Source organism: Microbacterium sp. NPDC056234 (genome assembly GCF_042267585.1).
GTDB lineage: Bacteria > Actinomycetota > Actinomycetes > Actinomycetales > Microbacteriaceae > Microbacterium.
Map to the genome: position 1 here is coordinate 240,236 of NZ_JBHJTE010000001.1, position 20,565 is coordinate 260,800.

Annotated in this window: 19 protein-coding genes; 12 read left to right on the top strand and 7 right to left on the bottom strand. The window is 68.1% G+C overall.

All coding sequences use genetic code 11. The features are described from left to right. Window positions 1-46 precede the first annotated feature (46 nt). The 5 genes from purL (at window position 47) to ACFCYE_RS01170 (ending at window position 6,805) form a co-directional block, all read left to right on the top strand. Window positions 47-2,377, top strand: a complete 2,331-nt coding sequence (purL, locus tag ACFCYE_RS01150; protein WP_376175712.1) for a phosphoribosylformylglycinamidine synthase subunit PurL — start codon at window positions 47-49, stop codon at window positions 2,375-2,377. 25 nt (window positions 2,378-2,402) lie between these two features. Beyond that, on the top strand, window positions 2,403-2,549 hold the full coding sequence (locus ACFCYE_RS01155) for a hypothetical protein (protein ID WP_376175713.1): 147 nt from the start codon (window positions 2,403-2,405) through the stop codon (window positions 2,547-2,549). Between the two features lie 105 nt (window positions 2,550-2,654). Next, window positions 2,655-4,883, top strand: a complete 2,229-nt coding sequence (locus tag ACFCYE_RS01160; RefSeq protein WP_376175714.1) for an esterase-like activity of phytase family protein — start codon at window positions 2,655-2,657, stop codon at window positions 4,881-4,883. Window positions 4,884-5,060: 177 nt separating this feature from the next. Beyond that, window positions 5,061-6,245, top strand: coding sequence for a hypothetical protein (locus ACFCYE_RS01165; protein ID WP_376175715.1), 1,185 nt, complete (start codon window positions 5,061-5,063; stop codon window positions 6,243-6,245). Between the two features lie 212 nt (window positions 6,246-6,457). Further along, window positions 6,458-6,805 (top strand): TraR/DksA family transcriptional regulator, encoded by a 348-nt coding sequence (locus ACFCYE_RS01170; RefSeq protein ID WP_376175716.1) that lies wholly within the window; start codon window positions 6,458-6,460, stop codon window positions 6,803-6,805. A 21-nt stretch (window positions 6,806-6,826) separates the two neighbouring features. Here the strand turns inward: ACFCYE_RS01170 and ACFCYE_RS01175 are convergent, their stop codons facing one another. Both ACFCYE_RS01175 and ACFCYE_RS01180 read right to left on the bottom strand, forming a co-directional pair. Then, a complete protein-coding gene (locus ACFCYE_RS01175) occupies window positions 6,827-7,564 on the bottom strand; it encodes an SDR family NAD(P)-dependent oxidoreductase (protein WP_376175717.1) in 738 nt (245 codons plus the stop codon). Window positions 7,565-7,723: 159 nt separating this feature from the next. Then, on the bottom strand, window positions 7,724-9,946 hold the full coding sequence (locus ACFCYE_RS01180) for a trypsin-like serine protease (RefSeq protein WP_376175718.1): 2,223 nt from the start codon (window positions 9,944-9,946) through the stop codon (window positions 7,724-7,726). Window positions 9,947-10,165: 219 nt separating this feature from the next. On the opposite strand from ACFCYE_RS01180, the gene ACFCYE_RS01185 reads away from it, so the two are divergent. Genes ACFCYE_RS01185 through ACFCYE_RS01195 form a run of 3 tightly spaced genes read left to right on the top strand, consistent with a single transcriptional unit; the run spans window position 10,166 to window position 12,459 of the window. Beyond that, on the top strand, window positions 10,166-10,567 hold the full coding sequence (locus ACFCYE_RS01185) for an META domain-containing protein (RefSeq protein ID WP_376175719.1): 402 nt from the start codon (window positions 10,166-10,168) through the stop codon (window positions 10,565-10,567). A gap of 42 nt (window positions 10,568-10,609) precedes the next feature. After that, the gene (locus ACFCYE_RS01190; protein ID WP_376175720.1) at window positions 10,610-11,428 is read left to right on the top strand and encodes a hypothetical protein; all 819 of its coding nucleotides are present in this window, start codon (window positions 10,610-10,612) and stop codon (window positions 11,426-11,428) included. Window positions 11,429-11,472: 44 nt separating this feature from the next. Then, the gene (locus ACFCYE_RS01195; RefSeq protein ID WP_376175721.1) at window positions 11,473-12,459 is read left to right on the top strand and encodes a Gfo/Idh/MocA family protein; all 987 of its coding nucleotides are present in this window, start codon (window positions 11,473-11,475) and stop codon (window positions 12,457-12,459) included. Here ACFCYE_RS01195 and ACFCYE_RS01200 read toward each other — a convergent pair. Beyond that, window positions 12,440-13,450 carry an NAD(P)-dependent alcohol dehydrogenase gene (locus tag ACFCYE_RS01200; RefSeq protein WP_376175722.1) on the bottom strand — a complete coding sequence of 337 codons (1,011 nt, stop codon included), beginning with the start codon at window positions 13,448-13,450 and terminating at the stop codon, window positions 12,440-12,442. The genes ACFCYE_RS01195 and ACFCYE_RS01200 overlap by 20 nt on opposite strands. Window positions 13,451-13,527: 77 nt before the next feature. Here ACFCYE_RS01200 and ACFCYE_RS01205 point away from each other — a divergent pair, with 77 nt between their 5' ends. Next, window positions 13,528-14,322: an SDR family NAD(P)-dependent oxidoreductase gene (locus ACFCYE_RS01205; RefSeq protein WP_376175723.1), complete on the top strand. Its 795-nt coding sequence runs from the start codon at window positions 13,528-13,530 to the stop codon at window positions 14,320-14,322. 18 nt (window positions 14,323-14,340) lie between these two features. Here the strand turns inward: ACFCYE_RS01205 and ACFCYE_RS01210 are convergent, their stop codons facing one another. Beyond that, window positions 14,341-14,820: a hotdog fold domain-containing protein gene (locus tag ACFCYE_RS01210; RefSeq protein WP_376175724.1), complete on the bottom strand. Its 480-nt coding sequence runs from the start codon at window positions 14,818-14,820 to the stop codon at window positions 14,341-14,343. A gap of 176 nt (window positions 14,821-14,996) precedes the next feature. On the opposite strand from ACFCYE_RS01210, the gene ACFCYE_RS01215 reads away from it, so the two are divergent. Further along, window positions 14,997-15,707 carry a spermidine synthase gene (locus ACFCYE_RS01215; protein WP_376175725.1) on the top strand — a complete coding sequence of 237 codons (711 nt, stop codon included), beginning with the start codon at window positions 14,997-14,999 and terminating at the stop codon, window positions 15,705-15,707. A gap of 8 nt (window positions 15,708-15,715) precedes the next feature. After that, a complete protein-coding gene (locus tag ACFCYE_RS01220; RefSeq protein ID WP_376175726.1) occupies window positions 15,716-16,444 on the top strand; it encodes an alpha/beta fold hydrolase in 729 nt (242 codons plus the stop codon). Between the two features lie 3 nt (window positions 16,445-16,447). On the opposite strand, the gene ACFCYE_RS01225 is transcribed toward ACFCYE_RS01220, so the two are convergent. Then, window positions 16,448-17,893: a lipase maturation factor family protein gene (locus ACFCYE_RS01225; RefSeq protein ID WP_376175727.1), complete on the bottom strand. Its 1,446-nt coding sequence runs from the start codon at window positions 17,891-17,893 to the stop codon at window positions 16,448-16,450. An 81-nt stretch (window positions 17,894-17,974) separates the two neighbouring features. On the opposite strand from ACFCYE_RS01225, the gene ACFCYE_RS01230 reads away from it, so the two are divergent. After that, entirely contained in the window at window positions 17,975-18,589 is a 615-nt protein-coding gene (locus ACFCYE_RS01230) for a bifunctional 4-hydroxy-2-oxoglutarate aldolase/2-dehydro-3-deoxy-phosphogluconate aldolase (protein ID WP_376175728.1), read from the top strand. A gap of 48 nt (window positions 18,590-18,637) precedes the next feature. On the opposite strand, the gene ACFCYE_RS01235 is transcribed toward ACFCYE_RS01230, so the two are convergent. Together ACFCYE_RS01235 and ACFCYE_RS01240 are read right to left on the bottom strand one after the other, a co-directional pair. Continuing rightward, window positions 18,638-19,549, bottom strand: coding sequence for a glycine betaine ABC transporter substrate-binding protein (locus ACFCYE_RS01235; RefSeq protein WP_376175729.1), 912 nt, complete (start codon window positions 19,547-19,549; stop codon window positions 18,638-18,640). Window positions 19,550-19,638: 89 nt separating this feature from the next. Further along, complete coding sequence (locus tag ACFCYE_RS01240) at window positions 19,639-20,553, bottom strand: glycine betaine ABC transporter substrate-binding protein (RefSeq protein WP_376175730.1); 915 nt, start codon at window positions 20,551-20,553, stop codon at window positions 19,639-19,641. Between the last annotated feature and the right edge of the window lie 12 nt (window positions 20,554-20,565).

Consider the following 20,565-nt stretch of genomic DNA (forward strand, 5'->3'; position numbering starts at 1 on the left):
CGGTAGACTGATCACGCCCCGCTCGGCCCTTTCCCTTGGAGTGCGCGTGACCACCCCCGAAGCATCCGCCCGTCAGCACGTTCCCGACTCCGTCGAGAACGCGATCGCCACTCCCGACAAGGAGCAGCCGTACGCCGCGCTGGGCCTGAAGGATGACGAGTACGCACGCATCCGCGAGATCCTCGGCCGCCGCCCCACCTCGGGCGAGCTGGCGATGTACTCCGTCATGTGGTCGGAGCACTGCTCCTACAAGTCGTCCAAGAACTACCTGCGCCGCTTCGGCCAGAAGGTCTCCGACGAGATGAAGGAACGCCTGATGGTCGGCATGGGCCAGAACGCGGGCGTCGTCGACGTCGGCGAGGGCTGGGCCGTCACCTTCAAGGCCGAGTCGCACAACCACCCGTCGTTCATCGAGCCGTTCCAGGGCGCGGCCACCGGCGTCGGCGGCATCGTCCGCGACATCATCTCGATGGGCGCCCGCCCCGTGGCGGTCATGGACGCCCTGCGCTTCGGCGCGATCGACCACCCGGACACCGCGCGCGTCGTGCACGGCGTGACCGCGGGCATCAGCTTCTACGGCAACTGCCTCGGCCTGCCCAACATCGGCGGCGAGACGGTCTTCGACGCTGTCTACCAGGCCAACCCGCTCGTGAACGCCCTCGCCGTGGGTGTCCTGCGTCACGAGGACCTCAAGCTCGCGAACGCCACCGGCGTCGGCAACAAGGTCGTCCTGTTCGGTGCCCGCACCGGCGGAGACGGCATCGGCGGCGCCAGCATCCTGGCATCCGACTCCTTCGACGACGGCGGGCCCACCAAGCGTCCGGCCGTCCAGGTCGGCGACCCGTTCGCCGAGAAGGTGCTCATCGAGTGCTGCCTCGAGCTGTACAGCGGCGAGCTCGTCGAGGCCATCCAGGACCTCGGTGCCGCCGGCATCTCGTGCGCGACCAGCGAACTCGCGGCCAACGGCAACAGCGGCATGAAGGTCTCGCTGGACAACGTGCTGCTGCGCGACCCCTCGCTGACGGCCGAGGAGATCCTCATGTCGGAGTCGCAGGAGCGCATGATGGCGATCGTCGCGCCCGAGAAGCTGGACGCGTTCCTCGAGGTCGTGAACAAGTGGGAGGTCGAGACCAGCGTGCTCGGCGAGGTCACCGGAGACGGTCGCCTCATCATCGACTGGCAGGGCGAGCGCATCGTCGACGTCGACCCGTCGACCGTCGCCGTCGACGGCCCGGTCTACGATCGTCCGGTCGCCTACCCGACGTGGATCGACGCACTGCAGGCGGATGCCGCGGAGAACCTCCCCCGCAGCTCCGACCCCGAGGAGCTGAAGAAGCAGTTCCTCGACCTCGTGGCTTCGCCGAATCTGGCTGACACGCGCTGGATCACCAACCAGTACGACTACTACGTGCTCGGCAACACGGCGCTCGCGTTCCCCGACGACGCCGGCATGATCCGCGTCGACGAGGAGTCCGGCCTGGGCTTCGCGATCGCAACCGACGCCAACGGTCGCTACAGCCAGCTCGACCCGTACGCCGGCGCGCAGCTCGCCCTCGCCGAGGCGTACCGCAACGTCGCCGTCACGGGTGCGACGCCGACCGCGATCACCGACTGCCTGAACTTCGGCTCTCCCGAGAACCCCGAGGTCATGTGGCAGTTCGGGCAGACCGTCGACGGCCTCGCCGACGGCTGCTACGAGCTGGGCACCCCCGTCACCGGCGGCAACGTCTCGTTCTACAACCAGACCGGTGATGTGCCGATCCACCCGACCCCGCTGGTCGGCGTGCTCGGCCTCATCGACGACGTCTCCCGGCGGATCCCGTCCGGGTGGCAGGACGAGGGCCAGAACATCTACCTGCTCGGCACCACGAAGACCGAGCTGAGCGGCTCGGCCTGGGCCGAGACCGTGCACTCGCACCTCGGCGGGCTGCCCCCGAAGGTCGACCTCGCGGGCGAGAAGCGCCTCGCCGGCCTCATCGGCGCGGCGCGCGACGAGTGGCTGATCTCCTCCGCGCACGACCTCTCCGAGGGCGGCCTCGCGCAGGCCCTCGCCGAGGGCGTCATGCGCTTCGGCGTCGGCGCCCGCGTCTGGCTGAACGAGATCATCGAGCGCGACGGAGTGGATGCGGCGACCGCACTGTTCTCCGAGTCCACGGGTCGCGTCATCGTGACGGTGCCGCGCGAGGACGATGTGAAGTTCCGCGGACTCTGCGAAGGCCGCGACTACCCCGTGATGCGCATCGGCGTGACCGACACCGAGCCGCAGCTCGAGGTGCAGGACGTCTTCACCATCTCGGCCGCCGAGCTGCGCGAGCGTTCGCAGGCCACCCTGCCGAGCTACTTCGGCCCCACGGTCACCGAGCCGGTCTCGGCCTGACGCCCTCGATCTCCAGGAGCACACGATGTCTGACAAGCACGAAGAGGCCGAAGATCTGTCGATCTACTCGGAGCGCCGCCAGAAGCGCATCCGTGTGACCGCCTGGGTCACGATCGGTGCGCTGATCCTGGTCGGCGGCGGCGCGACGGTCCTCTCGCTCCTCCTGGGCTGAGCCCGCGCGGCTCGACGCGGGCTCCGGCATCCGTTCATCGCCTCGTCACCGGCCGGTCATGACGGCGACACGGACGCTCCCACGCGCACCGATTGACTCGAGGGCATGAGAAGAGTCCATCGCGCCATCGCCACCGCCGCCGTCGCCGCGACCGCAGCCTCGCTGCTGATCGCCGCCCCGGCCGCGGCATCCGGAAACCAGACCACCCCGACCTCGAAGATGCACGCCTTCGAGCCGACACTCGTCGCGTGGGCCGAACTGTCGGCGGACCACCTCGCCGAGGGACCCGCGTCCGGGGCTCAGGCCAGCGCCGGCAACGGTCGGCAAGGGCCCTGGGACGGGCAGGTCATCCCCGGGTTCTCCGCTGTGCTCGACAACGGGGACGGAACGTTCTGGGCGCAGCCCGACAACGGCTTCGGGTCGAAGGGCAACTCCGCGGACTTCCTGCTGCGCAACTACCTGGTGCGCCCGGCCTGGCAGACCGCGCAGGGCGGCGATGGTGAGATCGCGGTCGAGCGCTTCATCTCGTACAACGACCGCAACAGCGTGCTCGACTTCCCGATCGTGAACGACGCCACCGAGGAGCGCCTGCTCACCGGTGCCGACTTCGACATCGAATCCGTCGTCCGCGCGAAGGACGGCACGTTCTGGGTCGGCGAGGAGTTCGGACCGTTCCTGCTGCATTTCGACGCCGAGGGCACGCTTATCGAGAAGCCCTTCGCCCTGGATGGCGTGGCCTCGCCGCAGAACCCGTACCTCGGCGGCGCGGCGCCGACGCTGCCCGCGAGCCGCGGCTTCGAAGCACTGGCCGGTTCGGTCAACGGCCGCTACCTCTACCCCATCGTCGAGGGCGCGTACACGGGCGAGACCGACCTGCGCCGTCGCGAGATCCATGAGTTCGACACGAAGACCCGCGCCTACACCGGTCGCACCTGGAACTACCAGACCGACCAGGAGCCGAACGTCATCGGCGACGCGTTCACCGTCAAGAACGACGTGCTTCTCGTCGTCGAGCGCGACGACTTCGAGGGCGATCAAGCCGTCACCAAGCGCATCTACGAGATCAACCTCAAGAAGACGGATGCCGAGGGCTACGTCGAGAAGAAGCTGGTGCTCGACGCGCTCCGCATCTCCAACCCCGACGCCCTGAGCTCCGGCAACGGCTACGGCACCGGCGAGGTCTGGTCACTGCCCGTGCAGTCGCTCGAGACGGTCGTGCAGCTGAAGGACGGCAATCTCCTGATCGCCAACGACAACAACTTCCCCGGAAACGACGCGCGTGTCACCGGCACCCCCGATGACACGGAGTTCGCCGTCATCGACCTCGACCGCACGAAGATCGAGAAGGAGCTCATCACGGTCGTCGGCCACCGCGGCGCCAGCGGCTACCGCCCCGAGCACACCCTCGCCGCCTACGAGCAGGCGATCATCCAGTGCGCCGACTACATCGAGCCGGACGTCGTCTCGACGAAGGACGGCGTCCTCGTCGCCCGCCACGAGAACGAGATCGGCGGCACCACCGATGTGTCGGCGCGGCCCGAGTTCGCGGACCGCAGGACCACGAAGGTCATCGACGGCGCCAACATCACCGGCTGGTTCACCGAGGACTTCACCTTCGCCGAGCTGCGCACGCTGCGCGCGAAGGAGCGCCTGCCCCAGGTCCGCCCGGGGAACACCGCATTCGACGGTCTCTACGTCATCCCGACGCTCGACGAGGTCATCGACCTGGCCCGTCACTCGATCAGCTGCGACGGCCGCCAGATCGGCGTGTACCCCGAGACGAAGCACCCCAGCTACTTCGACTCGATCGGCCTGTCGCTCGAGGAGCCGCTGGTCGCCGCCCTGCAGGCCAACGGCGTCGACTCCGCGGACGCCCCGGTGATCGTGCAGAGCTTCGAGGTGTCGAATCTGAAGGATCTGAGCGCCCTGACCGACGTGACGCTGGCTCAGCTCGTGAACTCCTCCGGTCGCCCGTACGACTTCGCGCTCGCCGGTGACACCCGCACGTACGCGGACCTCGTGACCCCGACCGGTCTTGCCGGGATCGCGGAGTACGCGCAGGGCGTCGGCGCCGAGAAGTCGGTACTGATCCCCCGCACGCCGCAGGGCACGCTCGCCGCGCCGTCGCCGGTCATCGCGGATGCGCACGCCGCGGGGCTCGACGTGCACGGCTGGACGTTCCGCCTGGAGAACCAGTTCCTGCCGGCCGAGTTCCGTTCCTCGAGCGACCCGGCCGCGGCCGGCGATCTCGCCGGTGAGATCCAGGTCTTCCTGGATGCCGGCATGGACGGCATCTTCAGCGACCACCCCGACATCGCGGCGACCGTCGGCTGACGGTGATGCCCGCGCAAGTGCCCGGCATCCGGTTTCGGATGCCGGGCACTTCCGTGTGACAGCGATGACGACCGGTCGACGTTCGCGTTCCGTTCATGTCCGTGTGGACCGGTGTTCGCACGAGCACGGCAAGGTGGGATCACCCGCACCCGCCGAATTCTCGAGGAAGCCGCCATAGTGAAGAAGAAGTTCGCGCCCATCGCCGGTGCCGTCGCGCTGACTGCTGTGCTGGGTGTGGCAGCCCCTGCCGGCGCCGCATCGGCAGACTCCCCGATTCCTCCCGGCCACGCCGAGTCGGTGAAATCGATCGAGAACTACCCGGCGACGATCCGATCGGGGTCATGGGACGCAGGACACATCCAGGGCATCGCCATCGACGAGAAGAACGGGTTCGTCTACCACTCGTTCACCGACATGCTGGTCAAGACCGACCTTCACGGCAACGTCATCGGAACCGTCGAAGGGTTCACCGGGCATCTGGGCGACCTGGACTTCAACAGCAAAGACGGCCGCGTCTACGGCTCTCTTGAATACAAGGCCGAAGAGGCCTTCTACATCGCGATCTTCGACGTCGACAAGATCACTGAAGCGGGCATGGACGCTGAAGACTCCGGCATCGTCACCGCCGTCTACCTCGAAGAAGTCGTCGAGGACTACACCGCAGACATGGACGGCAACGGCACCTTCGACGGCAACACGGGCAGCACGGCAGACCACCGCTACGGCTCGAGCGGCATCGACGGCGTCTCCTTCGGACCCGAATTCGGTAAGAAGAACGGCAAGCAGCAGCTCATGGTCGCCTACGGCGTCTACCGCAACAACGACCGGGCAGACAACGACAATCAGGTGGTTCTGCAGTACGACATCTCCGGTTGGGGAGATTTCGAGCGCCCTCTGAGCCAGGCTGATCCGCACACCTCCGGCCCCGCCGAAGAGGACGCCAAGTACTTCATCCACACCGGCAATACCCATTACGGCGTGCAGAACCTGTCCTACGATGCCCACAGCAACCTCTGGTACCTGGGCGTCTACCGAGGCAGCAAACCCGGCTACCCGAACCGGACCATGTACGTCGTCGACGGAACAGCCGCTGCCACGCAGCAGCCCATCCAGGGCCAGCCCGGCGGAGAAGTCGGCCTCGTCCTCCCCCTGCTGCAGCAGGGCCTGCCCCATGAGGCCACCGGCATCCACGGCTGGGAGTTCAAAGCCGACGTCGGCATCGAACCCATCGGTCACGGCTACTTCTACGTCGCCCGCGACTTCGATGACCACTCCAGCGGGCACAAGCAGGAAGCAGCCGCACTGGAGCTGTATCGCTGGACCGGCGAAGGAGCCTCCGGGTTTCAGAAAGTCACTCGCTGACAGGACCCCGGCCGGCGTCGACTGACGCCAGCGCTGCGAGAACGCCGCCCGGCTGACCTGCTCGGGCGGCGTTCCGCGTTCCCTGTGTCCGACGCGCGGCGTACCCTCGGGCGTGGAACGGAGGTGCTCGACGGCGGCACGTACGAGGCCACGCACGTGCACGCGAACGACCGCGTCGTCACGGAATGGTGGGAGTAGGGCAGGATGGCGGGATGACCGACCCGCGCACCCGTCTCGAGGACCTGCGCGTCGACGCGCTCCGCCGCGCCGAGGCCGCGATCACGGCGCTCACGCAGCTGACGCACGACCGCGAGGGTGCGAACGACGACGACGAGCACGACCCTGAGGGCGTGACGTTGTCGTCCGAGTGGTCGCGTCTGACCGGTCTCGCAGAGGCCGCCCAGTCCGAACTGCGCCAGGTCGAGGACGCCCTGAGCCGGGTGGACGCGGGAACCTACGGCGTCTGCACGTCCTGCGGCCGCGGCATCTCGTCGGCGCGCCTGGAGGCGCGCCCGTTCGCCGAGCTGTGCGTTCCGTGCGCGGAGAAGTCCGGGCGGTGAGGTTCTCCGCCCGGACCTCTCTCACCAGCGGACCGGACCGTCGACGTCGATGAACGTGCCGGATGGCGCGTCCTCGGGGAGGGTCGCCGCGGCGAGGATGACGCGCGCGGCATCCTCCGGGGTCGTCGGAGCCTGCTCGCGATTTCCCGGCGCGAGGTCCGTCTGAACCCACCCTGGGCAGACCGAGGTCACCTTGACAGGGCTGTCGGCGAGCTTCTTGCTGAGCCCGATCGTGAGGCTGTTCACCGCCGCCTTCGACGCCCGGTACGCCGGCACGTCGCTCGCGTAGAACGGGGACTCGGGGTCCGACTGATCGCTCAGCGAACCCATCGTCGACGAGACGTTCACGATGCGCGCGCCCTCGCTGCGGCGCAGCAGCGGCAGGAACCCTTCGGTGACGCGCGCCGCGCCGAACACGTTCGTCTCGAACGTGGCGATCAGCGCCGCCATGTCGATGAACTCGCGATCGCCGGATGCCGTCGCCTCCGGAAGGATCCCCGCGTTGTTCACCAGGACATCGAGCCTGCCGTGACGGCGCCCGATCTCCGCGACACCGGCGGCGACGCTCGACACGGAAGTGACGTCCAGCGTCAGTGCCTCCGCACGAAGACCCTGCGCGACAAGCGCGTCCGCGCTCTCCCGGGCCGCTGCCTCGTCGCGCCCCGCGATGATGACGGTCGCTCCCGTGCGCGCGATGGCTGCGGCTGCGGCGAGTCCGAGGCCCCGGTTGGCTCCGGTGACCAATGCGATGGTGCTCATAGTCGGTATCCCTTTCCTGCCCGGCGGCACCGGGTCGCTTCCATCCTGGAGCGATGCGAGAAGGGATGCTGGCGGGAATCGGACCGCGCGTGATCGCCACGTGCGGGGACGACGAAGGGGCGAGCGCCTCACGGCGCCCGCCCCTCGATCAGTTACGCGTCAGTCCTGCGCGAGCTGGCGACGGCGCGCCACCAGCAGCATGACACCGGCTGCGATCAGTGCGAGCGCACCGGCCGAAGCGGTCAGCGGAACCAGCGTGTCCATACCCGTGGTCGCGAGCTCGCCGTCTCCGCCTTCGGACGGAGCCGCGGCACCGCCGCCACCACCCGGAGCCGGCGCGGGAGCCGGAGCTGCCGCCGCCGAGACCGTGAACGACAGGCTCGCCGCCGTGGCGGAGTTGATTCCGTCGACAGACTGAACAGCGCGGACCGAGTACGAACCCGGCTGAAGGGCCGCAGAGAAGTCGATGCTCCACTCGCCGTCGACGACCGTCGCGGTGTAGCTGCCGCTCTCGGCCGCGAGTGCGGTGATCGCGCCGGCTGCATCCGTGCCGTTCAGAGCGACCTTGACGGTTGCCCCTTCGATGCCCGTGCCCGACAGGCCCGTCGGGCCGGCCGTGGAACCGAAGACCTGGCCCTCGAAGATCGAGGTGATCGCCGGCGCGGCCGGTGCGAGGCTGAACGTCGTGTTGACGACGCCCGAGAACTCCTCGGCGTTGCGGAACTGCTGCGCGGAGATGGTGTACTCGCCGTAGGTCTCGAGGTTCAGACCGTCGAGCGTCCAGTTGCCGTCAGCATCCACCGTGACGGGCGGGAAGCCCGAACCCGAGTTGCCGTTTCCGATGCTCACCTCGACCGTGTAGCCGGGGGTGCCGGTGCCGCTGACGCTGGTGAGCGGCGAACCGACCGTCGAACCGTCAGCCGGCGTGGTGATGACCGGAGCCGCCACGGGCGGCGGAACGACCTTCACGTCCCAGTTGGTGGTCGAAGAGCGGCTGTAGCCGTTCACCGCGGTGAAGGTGTACGTGAACTCGCCCTTGTTCTCGAGCTTGAAGCTGAACGCACCGTCCACGACGTCGACCGACGTGGGCTCGCCACCATCACGCGTGATGATGACGGACTTGGCGTTCTTCGAGGTGGTGCCGGTGATCGTCGAGCCGCGCTCGGCCGTCGCGCCTGCATCGACCTTGGGTGCGTCGATGGCGAGTGCGACCTGGTAGCCGTCCGTGAACTCGAGGCCCTTCGTGAGCGAGGTCGACCACGTGATCGTGTCGTTGCCGCCGCTGATCACGCCGACCGCGGTGTTGCCCTGGAAGACCGCTCCACCGGAGTCGCCGGGGGCGGAGCCGACGCTGCTCGAGAATCCGCGAACCCAGTGCGGGTTGCCGGACGAATCGTTGACCGGCGCCCATCCGTCGAGGAAGTCGTTGCTGCTCACCTGGCCGTTGGTGAGCCCTGTGGTGCGTCCGCTCTTCGAGATGGCGCCCACCTTGGGCTCGCCGACGAACTTGATCGACGTGATGCTGTCTGAAGCCGAGTCCAGAGACGCACCGGCCGTGGTCCAGTCGGTCACGCCGGGACGGGGGTTCCATCCCTCTGCGACGTCGATGACGGCGATGTCGGTCGCGTTGGGGTCGTTCTCTGCGCCGGCCGTGTTGCCCGGTCCGCCGTACTGCGAGAAACCGAACTCGCCGAACACCTCGAGCGGCTCCTCGAACGCGTAGCCTTCTCCGTCGACCGCGGGCTCTTCGCCCGGAATCGTCAGGTAGGTCTCCGTGAACTTCTCGCCAGCCTCGTTGATCGCGCAGTGACCTGCGGTGATCACGGCAGGTGCGCCATCGGGCGTGTACGCGGAGAAACCGATCGAGCACGAGTAGGCGTGGACCTCTTCGCCGACCTGCTCGAGCATCGCGTAGCCCTGGCCGCCGACGACATCACCGGCGGCGTAGGACTCGAACGGGGCCGACGTCGTGATGACCTGAGCCCCCTCGACGTCCACCTGCTCTGCGAATGCCTCGATGGCCTCGTCTCCGCCGGGCGTGTTGACGCTTTCCTCGGTGACGAGGATGAGGTCCTCGCCGGCGGCGTTGACGCCGACCGCGACGATCTCGACGTCCGCCTCGGCCGCGGCCTCGGCTGCCTCGGCGACCTCGTCCTCGGTGATCTCGGTCTTGGGAGCCTCGGTCTCCTTCGGAGCTTCGGTCTCCTTCGGCGCGGAAGTGTCCTCCGCGGCCGGAGTCGTGCTCGCTTCCGGCGTCGCCGCCGGAGTCGGCGACGGCGTGGTCTCTGCGGCGACGGCCGGAGCTGCGAAGACAAGGCCTCCGAGCGTCAGCGTCGCGGCTGCAGTCAGCGCCAGTGACCGGCGCCCCATCCCTCTGGTCATGTATGAATGTCCTTTATCGCTGCGAATGAATGCGCAGTGTCCCCCCGCCGGAGTTGAAAACCCCCTCTACTCCGGAAGGACATGCGGCGGTCCGCGCCGTAGCGCAAAGCCTCGTTCAGAGTACACAGCATTCACACAGACTCCAATGGGTAGTTCTACCCGACTTGAGAGTTCACCTGATCTTCCGTCTATCCGACCCTCGCTGAGTACCATCGAGTCATGACTTCCCACCGCATCCGCGTCGGCCTCCTCCTGGCCGCAGCCGCCGTTCTGCTGACGGCCTGCGCTACGGCCGGCGGCCAGGGCACCGCGCCGACCTCGACCGCGTCACCCGCCGGCCCGGATGTCGTCGGCAGCTGGGGGTCGGATGCCACGGGCGAGCCGTTCCTCGAATTCACCGAGGACGGCAAAGTGACCGGGACCGACGGGTGCAACGGCATCGGCAGCACCTACACCGTGGTCGACGACAGGGTCGAGATCGCGCCGTATTACTCCACGCTGAAGGCCTGCCAGGGCGTGGACGATTGGCTCCGGCACCTGAGCGCCGTCCAGGTCGACGGCGACACCCTCATCGTGATGGACAAGTCCGGCACCAAGATCGGCGAGCTTCCCCGCTCCTGAGCAGGTTCGCGCGCGCCACGACACGACTAGGCTGAGGCCATCATGGACGTGTTCCTCCAAGGCTTCTGGGACTTCGCCGGGGACTACTGGTGGCTGATCTTCCCGATCATGGGTGTCGCCGGCGGCATCGGCAAGGCGTGGGAGCGCGCCTCCCGGCAGCGACACGAACGCCGTCTGGAGACGATCCGCATCAAGGGCGAGATCAAGGCCGCCCAGATCGCCGCGCGCGGGCAGAGTTCACCGCCGAGAGGGCGTCCGCAGCAGATCGCATCAGAGCCGCAGGTGGCCTCGAACCAGCTTCTCGAGCGGCTGTTCGCCGAGCACGACGAGATCACCGCGCGCTGGCTGGACTACGAGCTCGACGTCGCGAAGCTCATCGCCTTCCCCGCCATGAGCGACGGGCGCCAGCCGCTGACCGCCGCGTTCCTGCGCGCCAAGAAGCTCGCAGACACGCTGCGTCCGGCATCCGCAGATGCGAAGGTGAGCGAACAGCAGATCGCCGAGTATCTGGATGCCGTCGGCAACTACGCCGTCGCCTTCGAAGTCGCCGAACGGGATGCGCGGCGCCTGCGCGATTCGACCTTCACCGAGGCGGAACGCAAGAAGCTCGACCGCGCACAGCAGCTGTTGAAGGTCGCCGTCGACGACACGGCGACGCAGGCCGAGCGCAACATCGCCTACAAGCGAGTCCGCGAGGAACTCGACGGGCTCATCATGCTCTCGGATGCGGCGGTCGAGGTGCTCGAGAAGCAGGTCGCTCGCGAGATCACCGCGACGCCCGCCGCCGCGGAACCTGTCACCCCGGCATCCGTACCCGAACCCGAACGGATGCCTCTGCGCCGGGACGACGAGCGCGCGTGAACCGCCCGGCGTGAGCGGCGCCTGACCACAGCGGAAGGAGCCCCGTGTCCGGACTCAGAGTCGGTCTCATCGGCGCAGGCGGGATCTCGCGTGTCCACGCGGACGCCTGGCGAACCCTCGGCGCGCATGCGACGGTGACGTCGCGCACGGGCGCCGAGGATCTCGCGGCGGAGTACGGCATGAGTGTGGCTCCCGACGTCGAGACGCTGCTCGCGGATGTCGACATCGTCGACATCGTGACCCCGAGCGCAACGCATGCCGCATTCGCTCTCGCGGCGATCGAAGCCGGGGTCCACGTCATCTGCGAGAAGCCGCTGGCGCCGACCGCTGCCGAAGCGCAGCGCATCGTCGACGCAGCGGCGGAGGCGGGAGTGCGGCTGTTCCCCGCGCACGTCGTGAGGTACTTCCCCGAATACGTCCGGGTCAAAGCGCAGGTCGACGCGCGGACTGTCGGTGAAGTCATGACGCAGCGCTTCCTTCGGATGGGGTCCGCACCGTCGGCCTCGTGGTTCTTCCAGGAGAGCACCGGTGGCGGCGTGATCCGCGACCTCATGATCCACGACATCGACCAGGCGCTCTGGCTCGCCGGCCCCGTCACGACCGTTTCGGCGGTCCAGCATCCACCGACAGCGGACGATGTCGTACCCGTTCCCGTCACCGCCCGGGTGGTGCTGTCCCATGCCAGCGGCGCCCGCTCGGATCTGCAGGCGACGTGGGGCGGTCCCGGTCTGACTTTCCGCACCGGTCTCGAGATCTCGGGCCGTCTCGGCACGCTGGCCCATGACAGTGCGGAGGCCTCCTCGCCGACGGAGGCCGCCACGACCGATCATCTTCCGCCGGTGTCCCCGGCCAGCAATCCGTATCTCGACGAGCTCGCGGATTTCGTCGCCGCCATCGACCACGATGCCGATGCCCGCGTGTCCGGCGCCGACGGGGTCGCCGCCATCGTCGTCGCCGAGGCCGCCTACGCGTCGATCGCCTCCGGCGCAACCGTCACCCTGCCCGCACCCCTCACGCCTGCGGGCGGATGATCGCCTTCATGGAGTTCGGCTCCGTCTTCGCCAGCATCAGCGCCTCGGCCGTCTCGGACAGGGCGAAATGATGGGTGATGATCGCCGCGGCATCCACTCGGCCGTCGGCGACGAGCGCCATCGCGGTCGGCCAGGTATGCGCGTAGCGGTTCACCAACGCGACCGACAGCTCGCGCACGTTCAGTTTCGACAACGGCAGTTCGACGGACTGCTTCGGCATTCCGACCATGGCCGCGCGGCCCCCGTTGTTCAGCCGCCACAGCCCGTCGGCGAGCGCGGTCGGTGCGCCGGAGCACTCCAGCAGGACGTCGAACTCCGGTTCGTGCGACGCCTCACCCCCGGCCTTCTCCACCTCGAAGCCGAGGGAGGACGCCAGCCCCAACCGGTAATCCGACACATCCGCGACGCGGACGTGAGAGGCGCCGAACGCCCGCGCGACCTGAGCCGCGAGCACGCCGACCGGTCCCGCTCCGGTCACGAGCACGCTGTCCCCGGCCTGGAACCCGGCCCGTCGGCACGCCCAGATCCCGACGGACAGCGGCTCGAGCATGGCGCCCTCGTCGTAGGACATGCTCTCCGGCATCCGGAACAGGTTGCGCTCGTCCATGGCGAGCAGCTGCGTGAGGGCTCCGTCGTACGGAGGCGTCGCGAGGAACGCGAGATCCGGGCACAGGTGATACCGACCGGCTCTGCAGTCGGCGCAGTCGCGGCAGGGCGTTCCCGGTTCGATCGCGACACGATCGCCGACGGCGACGTGGGTGACGTCCGCCCCGACGGCGACGACCTGCCCCGATGCTTCGTGTCCGAGCACGATCGGCCCGTCGACCACCCAGTCGCCGATGTAGCCGACCGTGAAGTACGCGGCATCCGATCCGCAGACGCCGACCGATTCGACCTGCACGAGCGCCTGTCGCGGGGCGAGATCGGGAACGGACCGGTCGACGATGTCGATGCGTCCGAGCTCCGGCATGACCGCGGTCTGATTCGTCATGCGCCCAGCCTAGGCGCGGGCATGCCTTGAGCATCCGGTGCGTTGCACCTACGGTCAGCAGCAACGAAGGGATCCTCATGCGCATCGACCTCACCGGCAGGACAGTTCTCGTCACCGGTTCGACCCAGGGCATCGGCCGCGCCATCGCGGCGACGCTGGCGGATGCGGGTGCCCGCGTCGCGATCAACGGGCGCGGTGCGTCGTCCGTGGCATCCGTGATCGCGGAGCTCCAGGCCGAGGACGCGGACCGTCTGTTCATCGCGGCCCCCGGTGATGTGACGACCACCGACGGAACGGATGCGGTGCTCGCCGCCGCCGGTCCCGTGGATGTGCTCGTGAACAACCTCGGAATCTTCGGCGCCGAGGAGGCCCTCGACATCTCCGACGACGAGTGGCGCCGATACTTCGAGGTGAACGTCCTCGCCGCCGTGCGCCTGATCCGCGCGACGCTTCCCGGCATGAAGGAGCGCGGCTGGGGTCGCGTGCTGAACATCGCCAGTGACTCCGCCGTCGTGATCCCCGCCGAGATGATCCACTACGGCATGTCGAAGACGGCCCTGCTGGCCGTCTCCCGCGGATTCGCGAAGGATGCCGCGGGCACCGGCGTCACGGTGAACTCCGTGCTGGCAGGACCGACGCACACCGGCGGCGTCGAGACGTTCGTCTACGAACTGGTCGACCCGGCTCTGCCCTGGGAGGACGCCCAGCGCGAGTTCATGCGTCTGCACCGCCCGCAGTCGCTGCTGCAGCGGCTGATCGAACCGGAGGAGATCGCGAACATGGTCGCGTACCTGGCCTCGCCCCTGGCGTCCGCCACCACGGGCGCCGCGGTGCGCGTCGACGGCGGCTACATCGATTCGATCGTGCCGTAGGCGCTCGGCGCGGCAGCGTCAGGACGCTCTGCGCGGCGTCACCCACATCGTGATGTCGGCGTGCACGACGACGACACCGGCGCGATCCGTGACGTCCACGGCGACGATGACGTCACGCGCCTCGCCGACCTGAAGGGTGTCCAACCCGTCGATCGTGCCGACGGCGGTGAGCGTCCCCCTCGCCTTCTTGAGGTAGGCGACGTTCATGCCCTTCGGGATCCATCGATGCGACTCGGGCAGCGAGTAGTCGATCGTGGTGCCGGCGACGAGTTCGGCGAGATTGCAGCACGCGATCGCGTGCACCGTACCGATGTGGTTGTGCACGCCCCAGCGGTCGCGCATGCGCGCCACCCCGCGGCCGGGTTCCAGCGAGATGATCGCGGGCCGAATGGTCCGGAAGTACGGCGCCTTGAGGCTCACGATCGTACTGAAGATCCGCCTGCCGAGCGGGCGAGAGCGCAGAGCTTCGTAGGTCGTCTTGATGGGCGAGGTCGTCATCGAGTCTCCTTGTCATGAGCCTCCCGGCATCCTGACACCGTCGAGCGCCTCCGCGTTGGTGCGCTGTCGGATCGAACCAAAAACCTGTCATCGGTCGACGGACGCCGATGGCGGTATCCGATGATCGGCACGCTCCGCGCCCGGGGTAGTGTGGCCGAAGACGGAGGGATGCCGCAGTGATCACTCGGTTCGAAGAACTCGACTGGCAGCAGACCCCCATCGGGGAACTCACCCTGCGACGGCGGACGGAGCCAGCGGTCGACGCGGAGATCTACGAGGTCAAACTCGGCGACGAGTTCCTGATGTCGAGCCTGTTCACGGTGGCGGAGGAAGAGCTCGCGCATCTGGGCCTCGCCGCCGTCACGGGTGACGAACTGTCCGTCCTGGTCGGCGGACTCGGCCTCGGATACACCGCGGTCGCCGCGCTCCGCGATCCGAGAGTGCGCGCGCTCACGGTGATCGACCGGCTCGCCACGGTCATCTCCTGGCACGAGCGGAGACTGCTGCCCGCGTCAGCCGAACTCGTCGTCGACCCGCGCACGTCGCTGATCGAGGACGACTTCTTCGCCCTCGTGCGCGCGGCGCCGGCCGAGAACCATCCCGGATACTCGGCGATCCTGCTGGATGTGGACCACTCGCCGCGACACCAGCTCGACCCGACGCACGCGGACCTCTACGACGCGAACGGACTTCGAGCACTCGACGGGCACCTCGCCGCGGGCGGCGTATTCGCACTGTGGTCGGACGACCCGCCCGACGCCGCGTTCATGTCCGAGCTGAATGCCGTCTTCGACGACGCGACCGCGCACGTCGTCGACTTCGACAATCCCGTCACCGGCGGCACCTCGTCGAACACGATCTACGTCGCGCGCACCCGAAGGGCCTGAGCCACCGAATGCATGTCGAGCGTCACGGCGACCCGCAGGGCCCACGCGTCCTGCTGCTGCACGGCGGAGGCGTCGCCGGATGGATGTGGAAGCCCTTGCGCGAACATCTCGGTCCTCGAAGGCGCTTACTGATCCCGGATCTGCCGGGCCACGATCGCAGTGCTCAGCAGCCGTACATCTCGCACGACGAGACAGTCAGCGGTCTTGTGTCGATTCTCGAGGCCGACGGCGCCGCACCGACGGCAGTCGTCGGCTTCTCGCTCGGCGCGCAGCTGGCGGTGCTGCTCGCCGCGGAACGCCCCGACCTCGTCGACCGGGTGGTCGTGATCAGCGCCCAGGCCCAGCCGACCCCCGCCCCACGACTCACCCTCGCGCTGCTGCGGTCCGCTTCGGGTCTCGCCCGCGTGCGATGGTTCGCGCGCCTGCAGGCGAAGGAGCTCTTCATCCCTCCCGCGCTGCTGGACGACTATCTGCGAACTTCGGCGGCGATGACGTCGCAGAGCCTGGTCGCCGCGGTTGGCGAGAATATCCGCTTCGCGGTGCCCGACGCGTGGAGGTCCTTTCCCGGCCAGGCGTTGATTCTCGCGGGCTCACACGAGAAGGCACTGATGCGGGCGTCCGCAGACGCGCTGCACGACGCACTGCCCGGCAGCTCGCTGCACGTCGTCGCGGATGCCGGGCACGGCATCCCTCTGCAGAGACCGAGCCTGGTGGCTCGCGAGCTCGAGCAGCTCTGACCCTCAGCGGAGAGACATCGGCCCCATGACGGCGCGCCGGCGATCGCGCACCCAGACGGCCCCCTGGCTGCGTTGCAGCTCCCTGGACGCGAACCGGTACCGGTACGACACGGCGCGCACCCACCGCGGCCGCTCGCCAGCGAAGGGATCGTCGGCGAGCAGTCGCAGCGTCGGGGCATCCGCCTCCAACAGCCGCACCAGAAACGCCGTGAACCACTCGTCCAGCGACCGCCCGAGTGGCAGGAACCACATCAGCCAATCCAGTCGCAGGTGATACGGGGCGAACTGCCGCGGCACCCGGCGCAGCGCGCCCGGCTTGCCCTTGAACGCGTACTCCCGCCATTCACCGGCTTCCGGATCGGCATCGAGCGTGCCCTCGACGACGATCTCGAAGCGCTCCTTGGTGACGGTTCCGAACGCGCCGTAGGCGTTGGCGAGCTGGCACCGGTTGAAGCTCGCGTTCATGAGCTGGCGCCTCGCGAACAGATTCCGCAACGCCGGCCAGCTCAGCACGATGTACAGGATGCCGACCGCAGAGGTGACGACGATCCAGTACAGCGGAATCGCCTCCTGTCCTGCGGCATCCGGAACACCGATCGCCGAGAACGCCAGCACGATCGTCGCCCAGTTCAGCCACGCGAAGTTGCCCGTCGCGACGAGCCAGAACTGAGTGGCGATGACGATCGCCGCTGCGACGGCGCCGATCAGAATCGGCACGCCGTCGGGGAGGACGAGCGACAGGATCGGCGCGAAGAGGAAGAACGGCACGACCAGCTGCGCGAAATGGTTTCCCAGCACTTCGCCCTTGTGGAACCACCGCGGCATCAGATGCGCCTGTCGGCTCAGCGGGCCAGGCATCGGCTGCGTCTCATGGTGATACGTCAGCGCGGTGAGGTCGCGCCACTCGCTCCCACCGCGGATCTTGATCATCCCCGCGCCGAACTCGAGCCGGAACACCAGCCACCAGAACAACACCATCACGACGGTCGGCGGCGGCTCGTGCGCCGATCCGAGGAACGCCGCCAGGAACCCGGCCTCGAGCAGCAGCATCTCCCACCCGAAGGAGTAGAAGGTCTGCCCGATGCTCGTGATCGACATGTAGCCGCTCCACAGCACCAGGAACGCGAGCATCGGCACCCAGCTCGGCCCCTGCTGCGGGATGCCTGCGACGAGGGATGCCGACACGACGATGCCTCCCCAGCACAGCGCCGCCAGCCGCCGATCCGAGTAGCGGATGCGGGTGAAGAGCGTGGGGTGCAGCATCCGCTTGCGGGATGCCGAGGCCGCGACCCATTCCAGCAGCTGCGGAGCGGGAAGCAGACCGCGCTCTCCGAGCAGCGGGCGGAACTGATTCAGCGACGAGACGAACGCGACGAGGTACAGCGCCGCGATGCCCCTCTGCAGGACCTCGCGTGCGATGAAGAAGTCGACAGCCGCGAAACCGTCCATGCCGCCAGGCTACGCCTCCGGGTGCACCGGGGGACGGAGGTATGCTCGGGCAGGACTGCCCGGCACAGGAGAAGGAAGCTCATGGACAATTCGGGATTCGAGGAACTGTTCGGCGGTTCGCCGCTGATGGCGATCCTCCGCGGCATGGGCGCCGAGAGGAGTCTCGCGATATCGACCACCGCGTGGGACCTCGGCATCGAGGTCGTCGAACTGCCCATCCAGACGCCTGACGACCTCGAGGCGCTGCGTGTGGTCGCGGCCGCCGGCAAGGAACGCGGCAAGATCGTGGGCGCCGGCACTGTCGTCTCGGTCGAGAACGTCGCCCAGGCGGCATCCGCCGGTGCGGCGTTCACCGTGAGCCCCGGTCTGGATCTCGACGTCGTGCGCGCATCGCAGGACGCGGGGCTGCTCAGCATCCCCGGGGTCGCGACGGCGAGCGAGGTGCAGCTGGCCATGAAGGCCGGTCTGACCTGGCTGAAGGCCTTCCCCGCGTCGGTGCTGGGAGCGCAGTGGCTCTCCGCCATGCGCGGCCCGTTCCCGCACGCGCATTTCGTGGCCACCGGCGGCATGAGCGCCACGAACGCCGACGAGTATCTGCGCGCCGGCGCTCGTGTGGTCGCCGTCGGATCCGCCCTCGAAGACCCCGCTCAGCTGCCGCTGCTGGCCGGCCTGATCAGCTCCTCGGACCGGCCATGACCGCCGGGCGCTGAGCGCTCGCGCCGCGACGGCCAGGAGCGGTCCCGTCTACTCGGAGACGACCCAGTCGAGCTGACCCTCGTGGTCCGCCAGCCAGGCGTCGATCGCCTCTGGTTCCTTGTCGGGTCCGTATTCGTTCACGACGAGGTTCTCGAGCGAGCCGTACTGCTCGTCATCCAGCGTGATCTGCCCGATCAGGTCTGCCGCCTCGGGGAACTCCTCGGTGAAGCCCTTGTGCGCGATGTAGTGCAGGCCCTCCGGCTCGCCGTAACCGTCCTCGGTGTCCTCGAGCTCCTTGATGTCGAAGACGTCGTTCACCCAGTACGGCCGCCACAGCGTGACGACGATGTCCTCCTGGTTGCGGATCGCATCTTCGAGCACGGTGAGCATCGCCGGAGTGGACGACGTGACGAGCTCGTACTCCTCGTCGAGACCGTAGGCCGGCAGCAGCGATTCCTGTGCGTAGGTCGCCGCACCCGACCCGGGCTCGATCGTGTAGATCTTCCCGCCAAACCTCTCACCCTGCCCCTTCAGATCGGCGATCGAGTCCAGGTCGACGTATGACGGCACCGCGAGCAGACCGCTCGCTTCGGAGTAGTACTCGCCGAGGTCCTCGAGGTCGTCCGAGAAGCGCTCCCAATAACTGGCCTGCGCCACATCGATCCACGCGGATGGGTAGATGTCGATGTCGCCCTCGGACAGGCCGGTGTAGAGCGGGCCCGCCTCGGTGAGCGTCTCCAGCTCGACCGTGTAGCCGAGCTTCTCGAGCTGATCCTGCAGCAGGAAGGTGTTGCTGAGGGAATCCGTCCAGGCCGGCAGATAGCCGATCGTGATCGTCCCCTTCTCGGTGTCGCCTTCGGGTCCCGTCGCGGCGTCGTCGGCCGAGCACCCGGTCAACGCCAGAGATCCCCCCAGACCGAGGGCCAGGATGCCGGTGGTGATACGTGTGCGGTTGGTCATGGTCGCTGCGTCTTTCGTCGGTGCTTCATCGTCATCAGACAAAAAGGGGCGTCGCAGCGGACTGCGACGCCCCCGATATCAGGCGAGTCTCATTCGGAGACGACCCAGTCGAACTGGTCGCCGTTCTCCTCGAGCCAGGCATCCACTGCCTCGGCTTCCTTGCCATCGCCGAACTCGTTGACGACGAGATCCTCGAGCGAACCGTACTGCGCGTCGTCCAGCTTGATCTGCTCGACGAGCTCAGCGGCCTCGGGGAACTCCTCCGCGAAGCCCTTGTGGCCGACGAAGTTCAGGGTCTCGGGGGTGCCCATGGCGCCCTCCGGGTCCTCGAGCGTCTTGATGTCGTAGGAGCTGTTCGCCCAGAACGGCTTCCACAGCGTGACGACGACGTCTTCCTTCTTGTCGATCGCCTCGCCGAGCACCGTCAGCATGGCGGCGGTCGACGACGTCTGCAGCGTGTACTCGCCGTCCAGCCCGTAGGCCGGCATCGCGACTTCCTGGGTCTGCTTGGTGAGCCCGGCACCCGGCTCGATGCCGACGATCGTTCCGTCGAACATGTCGCCCTTGCCCTTGAGCTGGTCGATCGAGTCGATGTCGGTGTAGCTCGGAACGGCGAGCGTCAGCACGGCGTTCTCGTAGTACGCGCCCAGGTCTTCGAGGTCGTCGCCGTACTTCTCCATGTAGGAGGCGTGCGTGACCTCGGGCCATGCCGACGGGTACATGTCGACGTCGCCCTGCGCGAGGCCGGTGTACAGCGGGCCTGCCTCGGTGAGCTCTTCGAACTCGACCGTGTAGCCGAGCTTCTCGAGCTGGTCCTGGAGCAGGTACGCCATGCTCAGACCATCGGTCCACGACGGCAGGAAGCCGAGGGTGATGGTGCCCTTCTCCTCCTCGGCCGAGCCCCCGGCCGAGTCGTCGGAAGAGCCCGTCGCACACCCCGCGAGGGCGAGGGATGCGGTGACTCCGAGTGCTGCGACGGCTGTGATGTGCCGGTACTTCTTCATGGTGCTTCCTTT

Bases quoted from the DNA above. Each gene is read 5' to 3' on its own strand.
- ACFCYE_RS01155 (WP_376175713.1), top strand. From the start codon at position 2,403: ATGTCTGACAAGCACGAAGAGGCCGAAGATCTGTCGATCTACTCGGAG.
- ACFCYE_RS01160 (WP_376175714.1), top strand. From the start codon at position 2,655: ATGAGAAGAGTCCATCGCGCCATCGCCACCGCCGCCGTCGCCGCGACC.
- ACFCYE_RS01170 (WP_376175716.1), top strand. From the start codon at position 6,458: ATGACCGACCCGCGCACCCGTCTCGAGGACCTGCGCGTCGACGCGCTC.
- ACFCYE_RS01175 (WP_376175717.1), bottom strand. From the start codon at position 7,564: ATGAGCACCATCGCATTGGTCACCGGAGCCAACCGGGGCCTCGGACTC.
- ACFCYE_RS01180 (WP_376175718.1), bottom strand. From the start codon at position 9,946: ATGACCAGAGGGATGGGGCGCCGGTCACTGGCGCTGACTGCAGCCGCG.
- ACFCYE_RS01185 (WP_376175719.1), top strand. From the start codon at position 10,166: ATGACTTCCCACCGCATCCGCGTCGGCCTCCTCCTGGCCGCAGCCGCC.
- ACFCYE_RS01190 (WP_376175720.1), top strand. From the start codon at position 10,610: ATGGACGTGTTCCTCCAAGGCTTCTGGGACTTCGCCGGGGACTACTGG.
- ACFCYE_RS01200 (WP_376175722.1), bottom strand. From the start codon at position 13,450: ATGACGAATCAGACCGCGGTCATGCCGGAGCTCGGACGCATCGACATC.
- ACFCYE_RS01205 (WP_376175723.1), top strand. From the start codon at position 13,528: ATGCGCATCGACCTCACCGGCAGGACAGTTCTCGTCACCGGTTCGACC.
- ACFCYE_RS01210 (WP_376175724.1), bottom strand. From the start codon at position 14,820: ATGACGACCTCGCCCATCAAGACGACCTACGAAGCTCTGCGCTCTCGC.
- ACFCYE_RS01220 (WP_376175726.1), top strand. From the start codon at position 15,716: ATGCATGTCGAGCGTCACGGCGACCCGCAGGGCCCACGCGTCCTGCTG.
- ACFCYE_RS01225 (WP_376175727.1), bottom strand. From the start codon at position 17,893: ATGGACGGTTTCGCGGCTGTCGACTTCTTCATCGCACGCGAGGTCCTG.
- ACFCYE_RS01230 (WP_376175728.1), top strand. From the start codon at position 17,975: ATGGACAATTCGGGATTCGAGGAACTGTTCGGCGGTTCGCCGCTGATG.
- ACFCYE_RS01235 (WP_376175729.1), bottom strand. From the start codon at position 19,549: ATGACCAACCGCACACGTATCACCACCGGCATCCTGGCCCTCGGTCTG.
- ACFCYE_RS01240 (WP_376175730.1), bottom strand. From the start codon at position 20,553: ATGAAGAAGTACCGGCACATCACAGCCGTCGCAGCACTCGGAGTCACC.